At 68.7% G+C, this 17680-nt stretch carries 18 protein-coding genes; 7 read left to right on the top strand and 11 right to left on the bottom strand.

What is annotated here, in order from left to right:
* Positions 1-3: 3 nt before the first annotated feature.
* The 8 genes from MKCMC460_RS20395 to MKCMC460_RS20430 form a co-directional block, all read right to left on the bottom strand.
* A complete protein-coding gene (locus tag MKCMC460_RS20395) occupies positions 4-534 on the bottom strand; it encodes a maleylpyruvate isomerase family mycothiol-dependent enzyme (RefSeq protein WP_236976694.1) in 531 nt (176 codons plus the stop codon).
* The gene (locus MKCMC460_RS20400) at positions 527-982 is read right to left on the bottom strand and encodes a MaoC/PaaZ C-terminal domain-containing protein (protein ID WP_236976695.1); all 456 of its coding nucleotides are present in this window, start codon (positions 980-982) and stop codon (positions 527-529) included. Before MKCMC460_RS20400 ends, MKCMC460_RS20395 begins: the two co-directional genes overlap by 8 nt.
* Complete coding sequence (locus tag MKCMC460_RS20405) at positions 979-1533, bottom strand: MaoC family dehydratase N-terminal domain-containing protein (protein WP_236976696.1); 555 nt, start codon at positions 1531-1533, stop codon at positions 979-981. The genes MKCMC460_RS20400 and MKCMC460_RS20405 overlap by 4 nt, the downstream gene beginning before the upstream one ends.
* Positions 1534-1537: 4 nt before the next feature.
* Positions 1538-1960, bottom strand: a complete 423-nt coding sequence (locus MKCMC460_RS20410; RefSeq protein WP_236976697.1) for a nuclear transport factor 2 family protein — start codon at positions 1958-1960, stop codon at positions 1538-1540.
* 22 nt (positions 1961-1982) lie between these two features.
* A complete protein-coding gene (locus tag MKCMC460_RS20415; protein ID WP_236976698.1) occupies positions 1983-3557 on the bottom strand; it encodes an AMP-binding protein in 1575 nt (524 codons plus the stop codon).
* 8 nt (positions 3558-3565) lie between these two features.
* A complete protein-coding gene (locus tag MKCMC460_RS20420) occupies positions 3566-4732 on the bottom strand; it encodes an aromatic ring-hydroxylating dioxygenase subunit alpha (RefSeq protein ID WP_370652916.1) in 1167 nt (388 codons plus the stop codon).
* A gap of 324 nt (positions 4733-5056) precedes the next feature.
* The gene (locus tag MKCMC460_RS20425) at positions 5057-5248 is read right to left on the bottom strand and encodes a ferredoxin (protein WP_236976700.1); all 192 of its coding nucleotides are present in this window, start codon (positions 5246-5248) and stop codon (positions 5057-5059) included.
* A gap of 18 nt (positions 5249-5266) precedes the next feature.
* The gene (locus MKCMC460_RS20430; protein WP_236984278.1) at positions 5267-7663 is read right to left on the bottom strand and encodes a CoA transferase; all 2397 of its coding nucleotides are present in this window, start codon (positions 7661-7663) and stop codon (positions 5267-5269) included.
* An 86-nt stretch (positions 7664-7749) separates the two neighbouring features.
* Here MKCMC460_RS20430 and MKCMC460_RS20435 point away from each other — a divergent pair, with 86 nt between their 5' ends.
* On the top strand, positions 7750-8574 hold the full coding sequence (locus tag MKCMC460_RS20435; RefSeq protein WP_236976701.1) for a FadR/GntR family transcriptional regulator: 825 nt from the start codon (positions 7750-7752) through the stop codon (positions 8572-8574).
* A gap of 9 nt (positions 8575-8583) precedes the next feature.
* Positions 8584-9333: an SDR family oxidoreductase gene (locus MKCMC460_RS20440; protein ID WP_236976702.1), complete on the top strand. Its 750-nt coding sequence runs from the start codon at positions 8584-8586 to the stop codon at positions 9331-9333.
* Here the strand turns inward: MKCMC460_RS20440 and MKCMC460_RS20445 are convergent.
* A complete protein-coding gene (locus MKCMC460_RS20445) occupies positions 9305-10144 on the bottom strand; it encodes an LLM class flavin-dependent oxidoreductase (protein ID WP_236976704.1) in 840 nt (279 codons plus the stop codon). The genes MKCMC460_RS20440 and MKCMC460_RS20445 overlap by 29 nt on opposite strands.
* A 66-nt stretch (positions 10145-10210) precedes the next feature.
* Between MKCMC460_RS20445 and MKCMC460_RS20450 the strand changes: the two genes are divergently transcribed.
* The 5 genes from MKCMC460_RS20450 to MKCMC460_RS20470 are packed head-to-tail and all read left to right on the top strand — an operon-like array spanning position 10211 to position 15975.
* Entirely contained in the window at positions 10211-11281 is a 1071-nt protein-coding gene (locus MKCMC460_RS20450) for an acyl-CoA dehydrogenase family protein (protein WP_236976706.1), read from the top strand.
* A complete protein-coding gene (locus MKCMC460_RS20455) occupies positions 11278-12363 on the top strand; it encodes an acyl-CoA dehydrogenase family protein (RefSeq protein WP_236976707.1) in 1086 nt (361 codons plus the stop codon). Before MKCMC460_RS20450 ends, MKCMC460_RS20455 begins: the two co-directional genes overlap by 4 nt.
* Entirely contained in the window at positions 12360-13517 is a 1158-nt protein-coding gene (locus tag MKCMC460_RS20460) for an acyl-CoA dehydrogenase family protein (protein ID WP_236976708.1), read from the top strand. Before MKCMC460_RS20455 ends, MKCMC460_RS20460 begins: the two co-directional genes overlap by 4 nt.
* Positions 13514-14449: an acyl-CoA dehydrogenase family protein gene (locus tag MKCMC460_RS20465; RefSeq protein ID WP_236976709.1), complete on the top strand. Its 936-nt coding sequence runs from the start codon at positions 13514-13516 to the stop codon at positions 14447-14449. Before MKCMC460_RS20460 ends, MKCMC460_RS20465 begins: the two co-directional genes overlap by 4 nt.
* Positions 14446-15975 carry a class I adenylate-forming enzyme family protein gene (locus tag MKCMC460_RS20470; protein WP_236976710.1) on the top strand — a complete coding sequence of 510 codons (1530 nt, stop codon included), beginning with the start codon at positions 14446-14448 and terminating at the stop codon, positions 15973-15975. Before MKCMC460_RS20465 ends, MKCMC460_RS20470 begins: the two co-directional genes overlap by 4 nt.
* Here the strand turns inward: MKCMC460_RS20470 and MKCMC460_RS20475 are convergent.
* Together MKCMC460_RS20475 and MKCMC460_RS20480 are read right to left on the bottom strand one after the other, a co-directional pair.
* The gene (locus MKCMC460_RS20475; RefSeq protein ID WP_236976711.1) at positions 15972-16196 is read right to left on the bottom strand and encodes a hypothetical protein; all 225 of its coding nucleotides are present in this window, start codon (positions 16194-16196) and stop codon (positions 15972-15974) included. The two genes, MKCMC460_RS20470 and MKCMC460_RS20475, sit on opposite strands and share 4 nt — an antisense overlap.
* Before the next feature lie 89 nt (positions 16197-16285).
* Entirely contained in the window at positions 16286-17278 is a 993-nt protein-coding gene (locus MKCMC460_RS20480) for a MinD/ParA family protein (RefSeq protein ID WP_238304745.1), read from the bottom strand.
* Between the last annotated feature and the right edge of the window lie 402 nt (positions 17279-17680).

Consider the following 17680-nt stretch of genomic DNA (forward strand, 5'->3'; position numbering starts at 1 on the left):
TCGCTAACGCCACAACGGGTCGCGGCCAAGCTGTGCGAGCAGCTTCGTCTGCACATCCGCGTCGTCGGGCACGCACACCGGGCGTCCGAACATGCCCGATGCGCTCAGATCTTGCCAATCCGCCGCTGTTTGAGCGTAACTAAGCTCACACCAGCCGGGATCCAGCCGATCGTCGGCCCCCACCGCACGTGCGAGGTCCCAGGTGTGGATCAGGACGTCGCGGGTCAATTTGGGAATCACCTCGAACGCTTGCCGAAGTGTCGGCGGCTCGGGTCCCGCGCCATTCGAAAAGGCAAGCGTCAGCGCGTCGTAGGTCAACAACCAACGCGCCTGCGGATCGTCGCGGGGTCGGTCGGGTTTGCGCGATAAGGGCCGCAACACCAGTACGTCGTGGAAGCCGATCACGTGCTCAAGCACTCCGCGGGCAGTCCAGGCGTCGCACGGTGACGGCCGCTCCCACCTGCCGGCCGCCGCGGCCACCGCCGCGCCGAAGCGCCGGCACACCGCCAGATGAAATTCGGCCGCCTCATGCACTGCCGTCAGGCCCGGAATCCGGTAGCTGCAGGGTGATCTGCACCGGACAGCACAGTGCACCGTGCTGGTTGAGGACCCGGATCTCCACGTCGACCAGGTGGCGCGGTGGGTCGGCGGTGGTGTCGATGCGTTTGCCGACCGCACGGCCGCGGCCGACCATGGTGTCGCCGGCATAGATCGAACCCACCAGCCGCATCGAGCGGCGCACCACCCGACTTCGTGGTCCCGCCCAATCGGTCGCAACCCGGTCGGCGAATCCCGCCAGGTGCATGGTGTTCACGAAAATCGTTGGATTACCCTGGCTTTGGGCATAAGCGGGGTCGAAATGGCCCGGGAAATAATCCCAGGTGGCACCCGCGTTCTCGATGACCCGCTGGTAGGTGATCTCGTCGACGATCTCGGGCAGCTCCGTCGGAACGATGATGTCGTGCCAATCCAGATCGGTCACGTCGCCGGCTCTGGGGTGAAGCGGAACAACGTATTGCGCGATCTGGCAACGACAGTGCCGTCCTGGCGGCGGTAAGTCTCCAGGGTTTCGACGAAATGGCCGACGCCAAGCCGGGTTCGCTTCTCCGGCGACACCGACACCAGCTGTTCGACCGCGGTCAGCAGGTCACCCGCCACGATGGGTTCCAGAAACTCGACGTCGTTGGCCGCGTTGATGAACGTGGTGCCCGGCAGCGGAACTCGCAGCGCAAGCGCCGCGGTCGGCCGGGCCGCACCGGACGTCTGGCCGGGCAGCCACGGCGGCGGTATCAGCCACCCCATCAACAACGCGGGTGGCGCCAGCAGGCCGCCCCACTGGTCGCCGGCGAACTCGTCGTCCCAGTAGGAGCGGTTGGCGTCGCGGACCATCGCGGCGAACAGCTGGATGCGCGCGCCGCCGACCGGATGGGCCGCGGTGCGGGCTTCGGTTGTGCTGCCCACCATCTGCAACGCGTCTTCGTAAGTGCCGAAGACCATTTGGTAGCTCAGGCGGCCGGAGGGATTCTGGTCCACGGGATCACATGACGAGCTGGCGACTCGGCACCGCGTCCCATCTGAGTTCGCGGGAAGTGAAATACCAGCCGCCGCGCTCGTAGATGAGTTCGTCGCGGTAGGTGCCGGTGGCCCGCAAAGTGGTGGTGCCGAGCACGGTGGCGAACAGGATTGCCACACAGTGCTGCGTCGCGTTGACACCGTCGACGTGGATTTCATGGTCGACGGTCACCAGCCGCTGCCCCTCGCCGCCGTCGAAGGCCGCGCGCAGATCGCTGAACGACTCGCCGTCTCGACGGTACGTTGCCCCCGAATGGCGGAACGTCGCGATCCACGCGTTCCGGTTGCCATCGGAGTAGGCCCGGTTGTGTCTGGCGGTCAGATCCTGGATCGCTCCGCGGCCGGTCGCGCCCTGCAGCAGTTGCTGTTCCTGGTAGGTCAGTGGCATGTCTGTTCCTTCGCTCTCCCATTCACCGGCGCACGGTGTATCCGTGGCTTTCACGGTCCCACGCCCCCGCCGTCAACCCGCGAGCGCGTAGTAAGTCTTTACGTATCCGTCCGATCGCGTTCTTGGGCAGTTCATCAAGCTCTTCGATGTAACGCGGCACGCAGAAGTAGGGCATCCGGGCGGCGCAGAAGTCCAACAGCTCGGCGTGATCGATTGCCGTTCCGGGCCGTAACACGACCGCCAGCAGGATGTCGTCCTCGCCCAGGTCGCTGGGGACCGCCACCGCGGCGGCTTCGGCGACGGCCGGGTGGCCCAGCACCACCGCCTCCACTTCCACCGACGAGACGTTCTCGCCGCGCCGGCGCAACGAGTCCTTGGCGCGGTCGACGTAGGTGAGGTTGCGGTCGCTGTCGAACCTGCCCAGGTCGCCGGTGCGAAACCAGTCCGGATGCGGCTGCACCCGCAGTTGGCGGGGCTCCCCCGCGACCACGTAGCCTTCGCTCATCACATGCGGGAAGCGGGGCCGGCAGGCGATCTCGCCCACCACCCCGGCGGGCAGCTCGTTGCCCTCGGTATCGACGACACGCACCTCGAAGTTGGGGTTGGGCTGACCCGAGGTGCCCGGAACTCCGTGGTCGGCAACGCCCTTCACCGCAAGCGGAAACGCCTCGGTCAGGCCGTACATGGTGACCACGCGGCAGCCGTAGCGTTGCTCGATCGACCGATAGCAGCCGGCATCGATCGGCGCCGCCGAGATGAACCGCAGCGGCAGCTGCGCATCCCGCGGATCGGCAGGCAGGTTGTACAGCATGGACACCATGGCTCCGGCGCCTACGAAACCTACCGCGCTGGGCACACGCACGTCGTCCCACACCTGGCCGGGATGAAAGGCGCCTGCCAGCACCGTTTTCCCGCCGACCAGCAGCGGAGCCAGCACACTGGGCGCCGCGCTCAGGTGAAACAGCGGCATCGCCGTCCACAACGCCTCCCCCGCGGCGAACTGCCACGCAGCGGCGGCAGTGGCGGCCACCGTGAACAGGTACTGCCAGGACGTGGCAACGGCTTTGGACGGCCCGGTGGTGCCCGAGGTGAAGAACAGTGCCGCGGTGTCGCCCGGGGCGGCGGGACTGTCGGGTACCGTGCCACCGCCGTTCAGCGCCACCGCCAGCGAATCACCTTGCACCACAACGTCGCTCACCAAGTCCAGCCGGCCGGCCACCTCGTCGACACGGGAGCGCCGGTCGGTGTCGGTGAAAACGACCTTGGCCCGCGACAGCGCAAGGTTGTGCAGCAGGAAGTCGCCCTTGTTAGCGGCATTGACCGCGGCGCTGACCGCGCCGATCCGCGCCGTGCCCAACCAGAAGTAGATCCATTCCGGGCACGTGGCGCTGAACAATGCCACGCAATCACCTTGTCGCACACCAAGATCAGTCAATAGTCGGGCCGCCGCGCGGGACCGTTGCCGCAGCTGCGCGAAGGTGATGTCGACACCGGCAACCGTCAGCACCACCCGGTCGGGGAACTGCTCGGCGCGACGATCCAGTACCGCCGGAACGGTGAATTCGTCGACGCCGAAATCGGCGGGCCCCAGCGACACGGTCCGGGTCAGGCCGGCGCCGCCGCCGGGTCCGGCGCACCGTCGGCGGTGTAGCCGAAGTCGGTGGGCGACGGTTCGGCGCCCGGGTAGAAGCGGTGCGCCCAGCGACGCAGGGCCGCATAGTCGCGTGCCTCTTCCGGCGCCAGGTTCGGCTTCTCCAGATACTTCATGTTCTCCCAGGTGAAGAAGTCTTGCTTGATGACTTCCTGTTGCAGCGCAAGGAATTTGGCGGCGCGGCCGGTGGGAACGTCGCCGGTGTCGCCGGGCTCGCGGATGGAGGCCTGGGTGTAGAAGTAGTCGGTGTAGTCCTCGTCGACCGGAGTCTGACCGGTGACCTGGACGGTGTTCACCAGATCGCTGGGGAATCGCACGATGCCCAGGCCCAGCGAATAGTTGTCGTAGATGATTTTCGCGTCGACCGGTCCGTTGGGCGTCAACCAGGTCTTGGCCCGGCCCCCACCGAAGTGCGCGTTCACCGTCGCGTGCAGGTGGTAACCGGATACCTGGAACGAGGCGGTGTTGGCCGGGTTGGCGGCCTTGTGCACATACTGCACGTGATACGGGTCGGCGGCGTTTTCGATGATCATCTGCGCGTGCACTTTGACCCGGTTCACCATCCGGGTGTGGGGGTGCAACGGGTAGTACTCGTCGGTCTCGAGTTCGGGCAGCACCGGCGGCTGCCAGTACGGTGGCCGGCCATGGCGCTCGTGCCAGACGAGGATGAATCCGTACCACTCGGTGACGGGGTAGGCGCGGATGCGGACGTTGTTCTTGCACCCGATCTTGCTGTACGGGATGAGCGCATTGGTGCCGTCACCGCGCCACTGCCAGCCGTGCCAGGGGCACACGATGTGCTCGCCCTCCACCGTGCCGCCGACGCCCATGTTGGCGCCCAGGTGCTGACAGTAGGCGTCGAGCACGTGCACCTTGCCCGACTTGGTGCGGAAGAGCACCAGTTCCTCGCCGAAGTAGTGCACCCGCTTGACCTCGCCGGGGGCCAGCTCGGAGGCGAAGGAGACGATGAACCAGCCGGTGGGGAAGCGGTAGGTCGACAGCGCGATGCCCGAGGGACCGAACTCCCGTTCCGAGGGATCCGAGTCCGACGCCAGGTCGGTGAAAGTGTCCGTCACGAGTTCTCCGTTTCCCACGCGGGCTGCGCGGCTTGGATACGGCATGTTGCCGCCCACGCTGCACCGCGGTTCGACGACTATGTCTATTTTTACTATTTTAAGCATTGAACGTCAACGAGTGCGCCTGCGCCCGGTCCCGCTCCTGTCGATTGGCACCCGCCGAGCGGCGGTCGATGCGGCTTGCCCACGCGCAGTGCATCATTGGCCGATACGCCGGGGCGGATCGGCGGGCCGGCGGCCTGGCGCCTGGACCGGCGCCGAGCGCCGAGCGCCGAGCGCCGCACTGGCGTGACGTTCGGCGCCGAGCGCTGCACCAGCGTGACGTCCGCGAGAAAGCAACAGGCGCAAGGCGCGCGAGCGCCCAGCGATTCAGTCGACGATCTTCAGCGCCGCCCGGGGACATTGATCCACCGCGGCGCGCACGTCGATCTCCCGGTCGGGCGGTACCGGGCCGTCGGCGATCTGCACCACGTCCTCGTCGCCCAACTCGAAAATGTCCGCCGCGATCGACTCACAGAAGCCGTTGGCCTCGCACATGTCGGCATCGACGATCACTCGCATCGGATGCTCCTTCCCTACTCAGAGCCCCACCGGTCGGGTCCCGATCACCCCGTCGGCAGCAAGGCGGGCGAGTTCTCCCTCGGCGAGCCCGCACTGACCGCGCAGGACTTCTTCATTGTGCTCGCCCAACGTCGGCGGCGGGCGCAGCAGCCACTTGTGTTGCCCGGCGAGGCGGGCGAACGGCGGCGTGGGGTAAAGGCCGGATCCGGTCCGCGGGTGGTCCAGCGACTCGAAAAACCCCCGCGCCAGTAGCTGCGGATTATGCGTGACCAGCGACGGCGAGACCACCGGCGCCGCCGGAATCCCCGCCGCCACCAGCCGATCGACCGTGCTATCCCGCGGCTGACCGGCGAACCAGGCCCGTAACCGGTCGTCGAGGTCGTCGGCCCGCTCGCGCCGGCCCGCGCCGGTGGCAAGTCCCTGGTCCGCCCAGCAGGGCCGGCCCAGCACGTCGACCAGGGCCGCCCACTGCCCGTCGTCGCACACACTGACCGCGATCCATTCGTCGTCGCCGGCGCACTGGTAGAGGTTCTGGATCGCCCCGCCGTGTCCGCGGTTGCCCCGCCTGCTCAGGGTTTTGCCGAACACCTCGTACTCGATCGGCTGAATGGCCGTGGTGTTCAACACCGTTTCGATCATCGGCAGCTCGACCTGTTGACCCTGTCCGGTACGTGCGGCGAACTGCAGCGCGGCCAGCACCGCGAATGCGGCATGCACGCCGGCCAGCGGGTCGCAGGCCCCGCGTGGGGTCACCGGCGGCGTTTCCGGCAGGCCGGTAACCCACGCCAACCCGGCGATCTGTTCCATGGTGGGTGCGAACCCGACCCGATCGCGCCACGGCCCGTCCAGCCCGAACGCCGGCATCCGCGCAACGACGAGCTTGGGGTTGATCCGCAGCAGCACCTCGGCGGTGAGCCCGAAGTGGTCCATCACCCGCGGTGAGAAATTCTCGATCACCACGTTTGCCTCGGCGACCAGCGTGCGAAAGTGCTCCCGGCCTTGTTCGGAGCCCAAATCCAGTGTGACCGAACGCTTATTGGTGTTCATCGCGTGGAATACCCAGCCGTATTCCCACCAGTCGTCGATATCGGTGCGCATGCCGCCCGAATAGCGGATGCCGTCGGGACGCTGAATCGACTCCACCTTGATCACGTCGGCGCCGAACGCGGCCAGCAGATGGGTGGCGGCCGGGCCGGCCCAGAACGCGGTCAGGTCGACGATCCGCACCCCCTGCAGCGGCAGCCCGCCGTCCACCGGCGCACTACCGGATTCTCTTCTGGGCCAGGGTGATTCACTGTTGCCCGCGCCGATCCCGGCCGTTTCGGCGGGTGCTGCCGGGGCACACCCCGACATCAGCCACGGCGCGCGCGGCTGGTGGAATCCGGCCCGGTTCTGCACGAACACCCCGCGCTGCGTCATGTAGTCCATGTCGCGGACCGTGGCGCCGTTGCCCAGCGGCGCGATCGGCAACCGGAACAGCTGACCCAGTTCGACGATCTCGGCGACGGTTCGCTCGGCGAACCACGGACCGATCGACTCGTAGATGAAGTCGCGGTACTCCCAGCGGCCGATCTGGAAACGCAGCTGCGGAATCTCTTCGAACGCAGGGCATTCCACCATGGCCGCGAAGTCCAGCCACTGCTGCCCGGTGACCATGGTGATGCCGACGTAGCCGTCCTTGGCGGTGATGATCGAGGGAACTTCCAGAGTGCGCCGGATGGGGGGCACCTGCAGCAACTGGGAGTGCAGCCATTCGCTGCTCTGCATCGCGGTGATCGCCTCGAGCATGGACAGGTCCAGATGCTCACCGGCGCCGCCCCGCACCACGCGGCGGCGCACGGCCAGCGCACCGAACGCGGCGTAAACACCGCCCATGTACTCGCCGAGGTCGCCGCCGATGGAGATGGGTGGTCCGGCGGGATCGCCCCGGAACCCGGTGCAGCCGGACCAGGCCTGCAGGGTGAACTCGGTGGCCGGCCGGTCGGCGAACGGACCGCTCCAACCGAAGTCGGAGATGGTGACGACGACCGTGCGTGGGGACTGCCGCAGCAACAGCTGCGGGTCGACGCCCAGCGCGGCGGCGCCGGTCCGTCCCGCGGTCACGACGACGACGTCGGCGCCGGCGAGTTCGGCGCGGTACTGATCCGAATCCGGCGACACGCTCAGGCTGCTCTTGCCGGCGTTGAGGTAGCAGTAGAGCGGACCGGCCACACCGTCCGGTACCGCCGAGCCGGTGGCCGAGTACTGCCGCAACGGATCTCCCTGCGGCGGTTCGATTTTGCGGACCTGCGCACCCGCATCCACCAACAGCTTCCCGCAATAGCTGCCGGCCAGGCGGTCACTGATCTCGACGACTCGCAGTCCGTCGAGCGGCGTCGGCCGGTGATCGGCCTCGTGACTCACGCGGCTATTTATACCATTACTGCTAAAATAGCTAAGCCAATGGAGTTCGCGGGCCAGCGACCGTGCGCTCTTTCCTGCTGTAGGTTGCGAGGACTCGGATGAGCGCCCCTCTGGGAATCGGACCCGACGCCCGTCGCCGGTTGTCGGCGCCGAGGATCGCCGAAATCGTAGCCGACGAGCTGCGCCGTCAGATCATCGACGGTGAGCTTGCCGACGGCGACCTGTTGCCCCGCCAGGAAGTTCTCGTCGACCAGTTCAAGGTCAGCCTGGTCTCGTTGCGCGAAGCGCTGCGGATTCTGGAGACCGAGGGCCTGGTCTCGGTGCGGCGCGGCAACCGCGGCGGCGCGGTGGTGCACGCTCCGGCCAAGACCAGTGCCGCCTACATGCTGGGTCTGTTGCTGCAGAGCGAGTCCGTCGTGATCAGCGACCTCGGTGCGGCGTTGCAGGAACTCGAACCCGCCTGCGCGGCGCTGGCCGCCCAGCGCCCCGACCGCGCCGACACGCTGGTGCCAGAACTCAAGCGTACCAACGAGGCGATGGCCGAAAACCTGGAAGACGGACGGCAATTCACCGAAATCGGGCGCCAGTTCCACAATCTCATCGTGCGCGGTTGCGGCAACCACACCATCATCGCGGTCGTCGGCAGCCTGGAAACGCTGTGGTCCAGCCACGAGCAGCAGTGGGCCGACGAAAGTGCGGCCAGCGGCACCTACCCGTCGCTGGCCAGGCGGCGTGCGGCGCTCAACACCCACATCAAGCTGACCGAGACGATCGCCGAGGGCGATGTCGACCGGGCACGGCGGATCGCGGGCCGGCACTTGGCCGATACCCAGACCTACGTGCTGTCCGGCCGTGCCGAGCAGCGGATCTACGCGTTGTCTCCGCAGGCATTGTCCCGCCCGCGCGACATCCGGCGACCGTAGCGGCCGCAGGTGGGCACTCCCAGAACCGCGTTGGTCACCGGTGGCAGCGGTGGTATCGGCAAGGCCTGCGCGGCCAAGTTGTGCGAGCTGGGCTACGACGTGCTGGTGATGGCGCGCCGGGAGGGCCCGCTGCGGGCGGTAGCAGAGCAGATCGGCGCACGGGCCGTCGTCGCCGACGCCTCCGATCCGGACGGGTTCGCCGCTGCGATAAGCCCTTTCGAGCGTATCGACCTGGTCGTGCACGCTTCCGGCGCGCTCGGCGGGACCTATGCGCGCAAGCAGACTTTCGCCCAGTGGCGCGCCGTCATCTCGGCCAACCTGGACTCGTGTTTCGTGGTCACCTCGGCGGTGCTGCCCCGGATGCGGCCCGGCTCGCGGCTGATCTTCATCTCGTCTTCGGCCGCCCACGAACCGATGATGGCGCGCACCGCATACTCCGCGTCCAAGGCCGGCATGAACGCCTTCGCCCGGGCGCTGGCCATGGAGGTCGACCGCGACGGCATCGCCGTGCACCTCATCACCCCCGGGCCGGTGGAAACCGAGATGCTGCAGGATGTTCCGTTCGAGATGTACGCGATCCAGGTTTCCGACATCGCCAACACGGTCGCCTGGCTGGACACCGTCGACCCGTCGGTCGACCTGCCCGAGATCCGGCTCAGCGCGGTGCAGCGGGGACCCTACGCCCGGCCGCCGGTGGTACCCACCGAGGCGCGCCGGCGCGCGACGGCGGTCAAGCAGCAGGACGCGGAAAGTTCTTGATCACCGTTTCGCCGAACTCGCTCACCGACTGCGGGGCGGCGAAATCGGCGAACCAGACGTAGCTACGTGCCACCCGCTGGGCCGCCAGGCCGGCGAAATGCCCGATCAGCTCGTCGGCGTCGCCGCAGACCAGACCCGAACCGAGATGACCGAACCGCCGGGTGCTGACCTCGTGCACCGCGGCGGGGTCGGCGCCGGCCCGCACGAACCCCACCATCTGTTGCACCGAGATCCGGGCCGAGCCGGCGGACCCGACCAGCCGGGGTAGCCGCTCGAGGTGGTTGGCCTGCAGATTCCACCAATCCGCATGTTCGGCAACAAGTTTCATCATGCGCGGGCCGCTGCCACCCAGAACCAGCGGTATCGGGTAGGTGGGCTTGGGTTGCTGCCCACCGGTCCAGTATTGCTTGATCAGCTCGAGGTGGCCCCCGAGCTGCTTGACACGGGCCAGCGGATCCTGCTGACCGACATCGAATCTGGTGAACTCGGCGGGCCAGGATCCCGAGCCCAGGCCGAGTTCGAAGCGGCCCTCGCTGGCCTCCGACAGGGTGACGGCCTGCTTGGCGAGCACGGCCGGGTGCCGGAACGCGTCGCACAGCACCAGGTGTCCGACGCGCAGTCGTTGCGTCCGGGCTGCGACCCAGGATGCGATGCTCATTGCCTCCCAGATGTTTTCGTCGGGTTGTCCCGGCGCCTCGAGGTGGTCGATGAACGCGATGCCGTCGAATCCGGCGGCCTCGGCGTGCAGTGCCCGATCCACGATGTCGGACACCGCCAGCCGCACCTGCGGTACGAACAGATACCACTCCACCGTCAACCCCTCACTTCGTTTGCGCGCGGCCCGCTAGTTTACTATTTTTATTATGTTAGGGGTCTTATGAATGTTGGTCTGACGTCGGAGCAGCTGGCGCTGCGCGACACCGTGCGCGGCATCCTGCGCACCGAGTGTCCACCCGAGGTCGCGCGGCAGGCCCTCGACGATCCCGAACGCTGGCGCACCCTGTGGAAGACGGTCGTCGACCTGGGCTGGACCGAGTTGGCGGCCAACGACGCCGACGGCGAGTTCGGCCCCGTCGAACTGGCCCTGGTGCTCGAGGAATGCGGCGCGGTGCTGGCACCCGTCCCGCTGCTGAGCAGCATCGGCCTGGCCGCCGGCGCACTGCGCGCCACCGTCGGCGCGGGCTGCGCAGAGGTGCTAGACCAGATCGCCTCCGGTGCGGTGGCGACGCTGGCCGTGCACTCCCCCGGTGCTCGGCTGCCGGGCACCCCGATGACGCTGCGCGACGGCCGGCTGCGCGGCCGGGCGGTCGCGGTCCCACATGCCAGCCGCGCCGACTTGATCGTCGCCCTGGCCCGCTCCAATGACGGACCGGTGGCCGCCGTGCTGCGCGCCGGCGACGGCGTCGCTGTCTCGCCCAGCGAATCCACCGACCCCGCGCACCCATTCGACGACGTCGACGTCAATGCCGCTCCGGTGGCCGTCGCTCCCATCGCCACGCTGGACGCGGCCGTTGCGGCTCCGCTGGTGGCCGCGGCCGCGGACCTGCTCGGGGTGGCGGGCGCGGCCCTGCAGCGATCCGTCGAACACGCCAAGACACGTCGGCAGTTCGGCACCCCGATCGGCGCCTTCCAGGGCGTCAAACATGCCCTGGCGGACAACTACGTCGGCCTGGAACGCGCCCGCAGCCTCACCTATGCCGCGGCCCACCAACTCGACGCGCCATCATCAACGGCCTGGACGGCGGCGGCCATGGCCAAAGCGGCGGCCGCGGATGCGGCCACCGACTGCGCGCGCACCGCGGTCCAGGTGTTCGGCGCACTCGGCCAGACCTGGGAACACGACGCGCACCTCTACGTGCGGCACGCCTGGCAGGGCGGGGCGCTGCTGGGCGACAGCCGCGCGCTCTACAACGAAGTGGGCCGGCGCTTCGCGGGGGGCCGGGCATGACGGTCGTCGACGAGTACATCGGGTGGCTCACCGAGTTCCTGCCGCGCGACTATCACCAGCGCTACCGGGAATACCGCTGGGACATCGCGATGCGGCGCGAGCACCAGCGGGCCGCCTTCGAAGCCGGCTGGCTGCAACCCACCTGGCCGCGCCAGCACGGCGGCCGCTCGCTGGGGTTACGGGACGCGATGGAAATCCGCATCGCGGGTGCCCTTCGGTCGGCGCCCAAACTGCCCAACGTCCAGGGTCCCGGCGTCGCCGCACCCGGCCTCCGCCAGTTCGGCACGCCCGAGCAGATCGACCGTCTGCTGGTTCCCCTGTTGCGCGGCGACGAGTGGTGGGCGCTGGGGATGTCCGAGCCGGAAGCCGGGTCGGATTTCGCCGGGTTGCGCACCCGCGCCGAACGCGACGGTGACATCTTCCGGGTCAACGGCCACAAAATCTGGACCACGCAGGCGCATCTGTCGCAGTGGTGCACGTTGTATGCGCGCACCGACCCCGATGCCCCCAAGCACCGCGGCATCTCCTGCCTGATCCTGGATCTGCAGTCCCCCGGAGTGCGGATCGAACCCATCCGGATGGCGTCGATCTCCGACGAGACGTTCTGCGAGGTCTTCCTCGACGACGTCGAGGTGCCGGCGGCCAATCTGCTGGGGCCGTTGCACGGCGGATGGACCGTCGCCCTGTCCTCGCTGCACCATGAACGCCAGATGATCTGGATCATGAACTGGGTCGAAATCATGCGGGGCCTGGATTCGGTCACCGACGACCCGGACGTCTACACCGAACTGGGCACGCTGCTCACCGACGCCGAGGCCCTGCGCACCACCGGCTACCGCGCCCTGGACAACGAACTCGCCGGCCGGCCCACCCCGGAGGCCGACACCATGAAGCTGCTCGGATCGCTCACCTTGCAACGGGTCTGGGAACTGAGCGCGGCGGCCGCCGGGCCCTCCTCGTGCACCGACCCCGACCTGCTGTTCGAACGCCAGGACGCATTGGCCGCGACCATCTACGGCGGAACCTCCGAGGTTCAGCGCAACATCATCGCCGAGCGGGTGCTCGGGCTGCCGAAGGGATGACCACCATGGACTACGATCTCGGCGACGACGCCGGCGAACTGCGAAACCGGTTGCGGCAGTTGATCGCCGAACACATCCCGGCCGACTTCCTGGGAGCCTGCACCGACGACCCCGACGACCTGGCCACCACCGAGTCGTTCTGCAAACTGCTGGCCGCGGAGGGACTGTTGGCGCTGGCCTGGCCGAAAGAGCATGGCGGCGGCGGTGGTTCGATCTGGCAGCAGACCGTGCTGCGCGAGGAGATGTGGGCCAACTACGAACCGCGCGGTCCGCAGTACATGGGCATCAACTGGGTCGGACCGGCCATCATGCGATACGGCACCGCCGAACAGAAGGCCAAGCATCTGTCCGGCATCGCCGCCGGCGAGGTGATCTGGTGCCAGGGATTCTCCGAACCGGAGGCCGGCACCGACCTGGCGTCGTTGCGCACCCGCGCGGTCCGGGACGGGGAAGGCTGGCGTATCGACGGCCAGAAGGTGTGGACCTCCTACGCGCGGATGGCATCCTGGTGCGTGCTGGCCGCCTGCACCCATCCCGACGCGCCGAAGTCCAAGCGGCTCAGCCTGTTTCTGATCCCGATGGACCGTCCGGGCTTCACCGTGCGCGGCATCCCGTCGATGCTGGGGCCGCACCACCTCAACGAGGTGTTCCTCGACGGCGTGCCGGCATCCGACGACGACATCCTGGGCGAGCCCGGCGACGGCTGGCGGGTGATGCGCGAGGCGTTGGCCTTCGAGCGCGTCGGCATCGCGCGCTATGCCCGCTGCGAAGCGTTGCTGCACCGCATGCAGGACGCCCTCGGCGACGACTGGGACCGGCTGCCCGAATCGCTGCGCAGTCGCTGGGTGCGGGCGCTGGTCGACCTGCGGGTGGCCCGGCTGATGGCCTACCGGGCCGTGTCGCTGCAGGACGATCCGCAGGCCGGCGCGGCGGCCAGCGCGGCCCGCATCGCGACCACCACCTGTGACCAGCTGGTCGCCGAGCTGCTCTTCGACGTGCTGGGCCCCACCGCACTGGACAGCGGCTCCACCGCAGCGCTGCACGGCGCCGTCGACGACCACTGGCGCTACGCGCAGGCCGCCACCGTCGCCTCGGGCACCATCGAGGTCCAGCGCATGATGGTGGCCCGCGACGTACTGGGAGAACACCGATGAATACCGAACTGCCACAAGACATCACCGACTTCGCGGCCGTCGCCGCCAAGCGCCTGGCCCGGCTCGGCGGGCCGCAGGCGGCGATCCGCGCCGAGACCGACGACACCGTGCGGCAGTCGGCGCGCGACGCCCTGACCGAGCTCGGCGCGTTCGAACTCGACGTCCGCTCCGGTTCGGACGATCTGCTGGCCGCGGCGGCGCTGTGCCGAGCCGCGGGTGCCGCGGCCCTGCCTTATCCGCTCGTCGAGGAACTGCTGGCGATCGACGGCGCCCGGCTGGCGTTGGTGAACCCCGCCGCCCCCCGCATCGACCACGGCGATCTGCCCGGCGGCTGGATCGCCGCCGACCTGGACGGCATCCGCTACCCGGTACAGCCCGGCGTGCGCCCCGGCGCCAAGCTGGGGCCTTTCCTGACGCCGGCCACTCTGGGCGCCCCCGACGGAGCCGTTGCAGCGGCCGACGTTAATCTTCATCTCGTGCTGGGATCATGGCGGATTCTGGGTGCGGTGCAGCGGGCGCTGGACATCGCCACCGAGCATGTACAGGCGCGGGTGCAGTTCGGCAGGCCGCTGGCCGACTTCCAGGCCGTCAGATTCTCCGTCGCCGACGCGTCGGTCGCGGTGCGCGGCCTCCACGAACTGGCCAAATACACCCTTTGCCGTCCGGAATCGGTTGCGCTGCAAGTTCTTTCGGCTGACGCCCTGGTGTTACGGCTGAAAGCGGCCGAGACTGCGCGGCAGGTGTTGCGCACCGCCCACCAGCTGCTGGGCGCACTCGGGTTCTGCGACGAGTCCGACGTCAGCGTGCTGGACCGGCACACCCAGCCGCTGATCCGGCTGCCCCTGGGTCCCGAAGCGCTGAGCCTGCGGCTGATCCCCGACGTGCGCAAGGGACATCTGGAGACGCTGTTCAGCGGGCGCGTATCGGCATGAGCACCCAACCCGTCAGCGCGGGTACCGCCCCCAACCCGTTCGCCAACGGAATCCCGTTCGGCGACAAGCTGCGCGAGCTCGCCGGGGAGCGGGGCGACGACACCGCGGTGACCATTGTCGCGCTGGACGGTACCGCCGAGTCGCTGACCTTCGGCGAACTCGAGGCCCGCGCCAACCAATGGGGACGCGCCCTGGCCGGACACGGTGCGCAGACGGGTTCGCTTGTTGCCCTTGCCATCCCGAACTCGATCCACCTGGTGCTGGCCGCGCTCGGGTGCTGGAAGATCGGGGCGGTACCGATACCGATGCACTGGGACCTGCCGGAGTGGGAACGGGGCCGGGTGCGCGCGGTCATCGACCCCGTGGTGGTGGTCGACGAGACCACCCGCTGGGAGCTGGACGAACTGGCCGCCGCCTCGTCCCGAAGTCCTTTGCCCACAGCGGTTTCCCCGACCGCCAACGGTATCTGCAGCAGCGGGTCCACCGGCGTGCCGAAGGTGATCCTGAACCTGGCGCCCTCGCTGTGGATACCCGAACAGGGCGAACCCTTCCTGTCGAACTGGACGCCGGTGGCCAAGCCGCAGCGGATCATGGTGCCCGCGCCGATGTATCACACCAACGGTTTCGCCACCTTCCTGATGCTGCTCAGCGGCGACCACCTGGTGATCCTGGAGAAATTCGACGCCCACCTGTTCGTCGACACCATCGAGCGCTACCGGATCACCAATTTCACGGCCACGCCGACGATGCTGGCGCGGGTGGCCGCGCTGCCCGACATCCGGCAGCGCGACCTGTCCAGCATCGTGTTCATCCTGCAGGGAGCCGCGGTGATGCCGCCGTCGCTGCTGCGCACTTGGTTCGAACTACTCAGCCCCGAACAGATCGTGACCGCCTACGGCATGACCGAGAACCTCGGGCTGACCGCGCTGCGCGGCGACGAGTGGCTGACCCATCCGGGCAGCGTCGGCCGCGGCTTCCGAGACACCGAGATCCGCATCCTGGACGCCGACAAGAACCCGTTGGGCCCGGGCGAAGAAGGCGACATCTATCTGCGCGCGCCGATGAGCGCCGGCTACCGCTATCTGGGCGGGGCGCCGCCGCTGCCGTCCACCGAGGACGGGTTCCGCTCGGCCGGCGACATCGGCCGTCTCGACGAGGACGGCTTCCTCTACATCACCGACCGGCGCGCCGACATGATCGTCAGCGGCGGCGCCAATGTGTTTCCCGCCGAGGTGGAGTCCGCGCTGTCCGGACACCCTGACATCGCCGACGTCGTCGTCATCGGCCTGTCCGACCCGCAATGGGGCCGCCGGGTGCACGCCGTGGTTCAGGTGTCGGCGCACGCCGCGCAACCGCCGACCGAACAACAGCTGATCGACTACGCCAAGAGCCGCCTGGCCCACTACAAAGCGCCCAAAACGGTCGAGTTCGTCGACCACATCCCGCGCACGGCGGCGACCAAGGTCAACCGGTCGGCGATGATCGCCGCGCGAGAGGGCTCGAACACCGGCTCGAAAACCAGCTAGGTCCAGCGGCGCTGAGCGATGTAGTGCGGAAAGAACGTCTCCCACATCACCAGGCAGGCCAGGAACCACGCCGCCGGCGTATCGATGTTGATCGAACCGTAGGACGAGACGATGGGGCGGCCGCGCCCGGCGTGCGCGCGGGCATCCAGATACACCCACGTCGCCGTGGCGAAGACGATCGCCAACAGTTCGACAACTGCAACTACCACCGCTTCTCTCACGGCACCCCCTGCTCCTTAAGGCGATCTGAAACGTATATCAGAGAACACCCGAGCCGATGACCGATCACGGGAATCGGCGTCGGGCATGCTCAGTGGCGCGACGCCGCGCGCTTGGTGTCGGCGAACCCGTCGGCGATGGACGCAGCCAACTCCAGGAACGCCTGGCGGGTGCGGTTGGCCATCAGGTCCAACACGATCTCCGAACCCTGGGCCAGGTGGTCGTCGAACGGAATGACGTGTACCGACCGGATCCGGGTCAGGAACTGCGCGGCCAGCTTGTCCAGGTCCACCGAGGCCTTGCCGGGGCGGGCGGCGCTGATCACCACCGTCGCGTTGGGCACCAGGTGACCCCGCCCGTGATGCTCGAGCCAGTCCAGCGTCGCGAACGCGCTGCGCGCCGCGTCGATGGCCGGGGAGGCGACCAGCACGATCGCGTCGGCCTCGTCGAGGATGGCCGACATCGCCGAATGCACCAGCCCGGTGCCGCAGTCGGTGAGGATCAGGTTGTAGAACCGCTGCAGCAGCCGGATCACCACCCGATAGTCGGCATCGGAGAACGCCTCGGAGGTCGCCGGATCGCGTTCGGAGGCCAGGATTTCCAGCCGGCTGGTGCTCTGCGACGTGTGCCTGCGGATGTCGGAGTAACGAAAGATGTTGTCGTCCAACAACAAGTCCCGCACCGTGGACCGACTTTGATCGGGGCCGCGCTGGGCCAGGGTGCCGAAGTCGGGATTGGCGTCGACGGCGATCACCCGGTCACCGCGGATCGCCGCGAAGGTGGATCCCAGCCCCACCGTGGTGGTGGTCTTGCCGACACCACCCTTCATCGACAGCACGGCGATGCTGTAGTCACCGCGCACCGGTTGGCTCACCCTGGCCACCAACTTCTGCCGGGTGTTCTCCAGCTCGGACTCGCCGGGGTTGAGGCCGGTGAGCCGGTGCACGGCCCGGCGCCATCCGCGCTGCGGCAGCGGCCGGGCCCGCACCAGCCCGAGATCGGTGTGCGACGGAATGCGCGGATCCTGATAGCCGGGCGGAGGCTGGGGCGCGCTCGGGGCCGCCCGGGTGAACGGCGTCGCCACCGGCGCAGCGGGCGGGTTGAAGCGGGGGTCCGGTTGCGGCGGCGCCGGGGCGGGCGGCCGGATGCCTGCCGAGGTGCGACGACCGGCGGCGCCGCGGCCGGCGGCGGCGCGGCCGGGTGGGCCGCGGAGCGGGACGCACCGGCGGCTTATCGGGGGCGGGCGGCTGGCGCGGCGGGGCCGCAGGGCGCGCCTGGGAGTGGGCCCGGGGGTGAGGGGGTAACTGGAAGACGGCCGTGCCCTCGGACATCGGACCCAGCCCCTCACGGGCTGGTCGCGGCGGCTCTGCGGGCGCCGGCGGCTCGGGTGCCGCAGGCGCCGGAAGTGGGGGCAGCGCCATGACGCGGGTGCCCTCCGTGGTGGGGGCGGGGCGCGCCGGCTGCGGCTCGGGTTCCGGCTGGGGTG

The organism is Mycobacterium sp. 20KCMC460 (genome assembly GCF_022179425.1).
In the GTDB taxonomy this organism is placed as follows: Bacteria; Actinomycetota; Actinomycetes; order Mycobacteriales; family Mycobacteriaceae; genus Mycobacterium; species Mycobacterium kiyosense.

Coding starts and splice junctions, on each gene's coding strand:
- MKCMC460_RS20425 (WP_236976700.1), bottom strand. CDS start 5,248: ATGCGAGTGATCGTCGATGCCGACATGTGCGAGGCCAACGGCTTCTGT.
- MKCMC460_RS20455 (WP_236976707.1), top strand. CDS start 11,278: ATGACGGTCGTCGACGAGTACATCGGGTGGCTCACCGAGTTCCTGCCG.
- MKCMC460_RS20420 (WP_370652916.1), bottom strand. CDS start 4,732: ATGCCGTATCCAAGCCGCGCAGCCCGCGTGGGAAACGGAGAACTCGTG.
- MKCMC460_RS20410 (WP_236976697.1), bottom strand. CDS start 1,960: ATGCCACTGACCTACCAGGAACAGCAACTGCTGCAGGGCGCGACCGGC.
- MKCMC460_RS20460 (WP_236976708.1), top strand. CDS start 12,360: ATGACCACCATGGACTACGATCTCGGCGACGACGCCGGCGAACTGCGA.
- MKCMC460_RS20470 (WP_236976710.1), top strand. CDS start 14,446: ATGAGCACCCAACCCGTCAGCGCGGGTACCGCCCCCAACCCGTTCGCC.
- MKCMC460_RS20450 (WP_236976706.1), top strand. CDS start 10,211: ATGAATGTTGGTCTGACGTCGGAGCAGCTGGCGCTGCGCGACACCGTG.
- MKCMC460_RS20435 (WP_236976701.1), top strand. CDS start 7,750: ATGAGCGCCCCTCTGGGAATCGGACCCGACGCCCGTCGCCGGTTGTCG.
- MKCMC460_RS20465 (WP_236976709.1), top strand. CDS start 13,514: ATGAATACCGAACTGCCACAAGACATCACCGACTTCGCGGCCGTCGCC.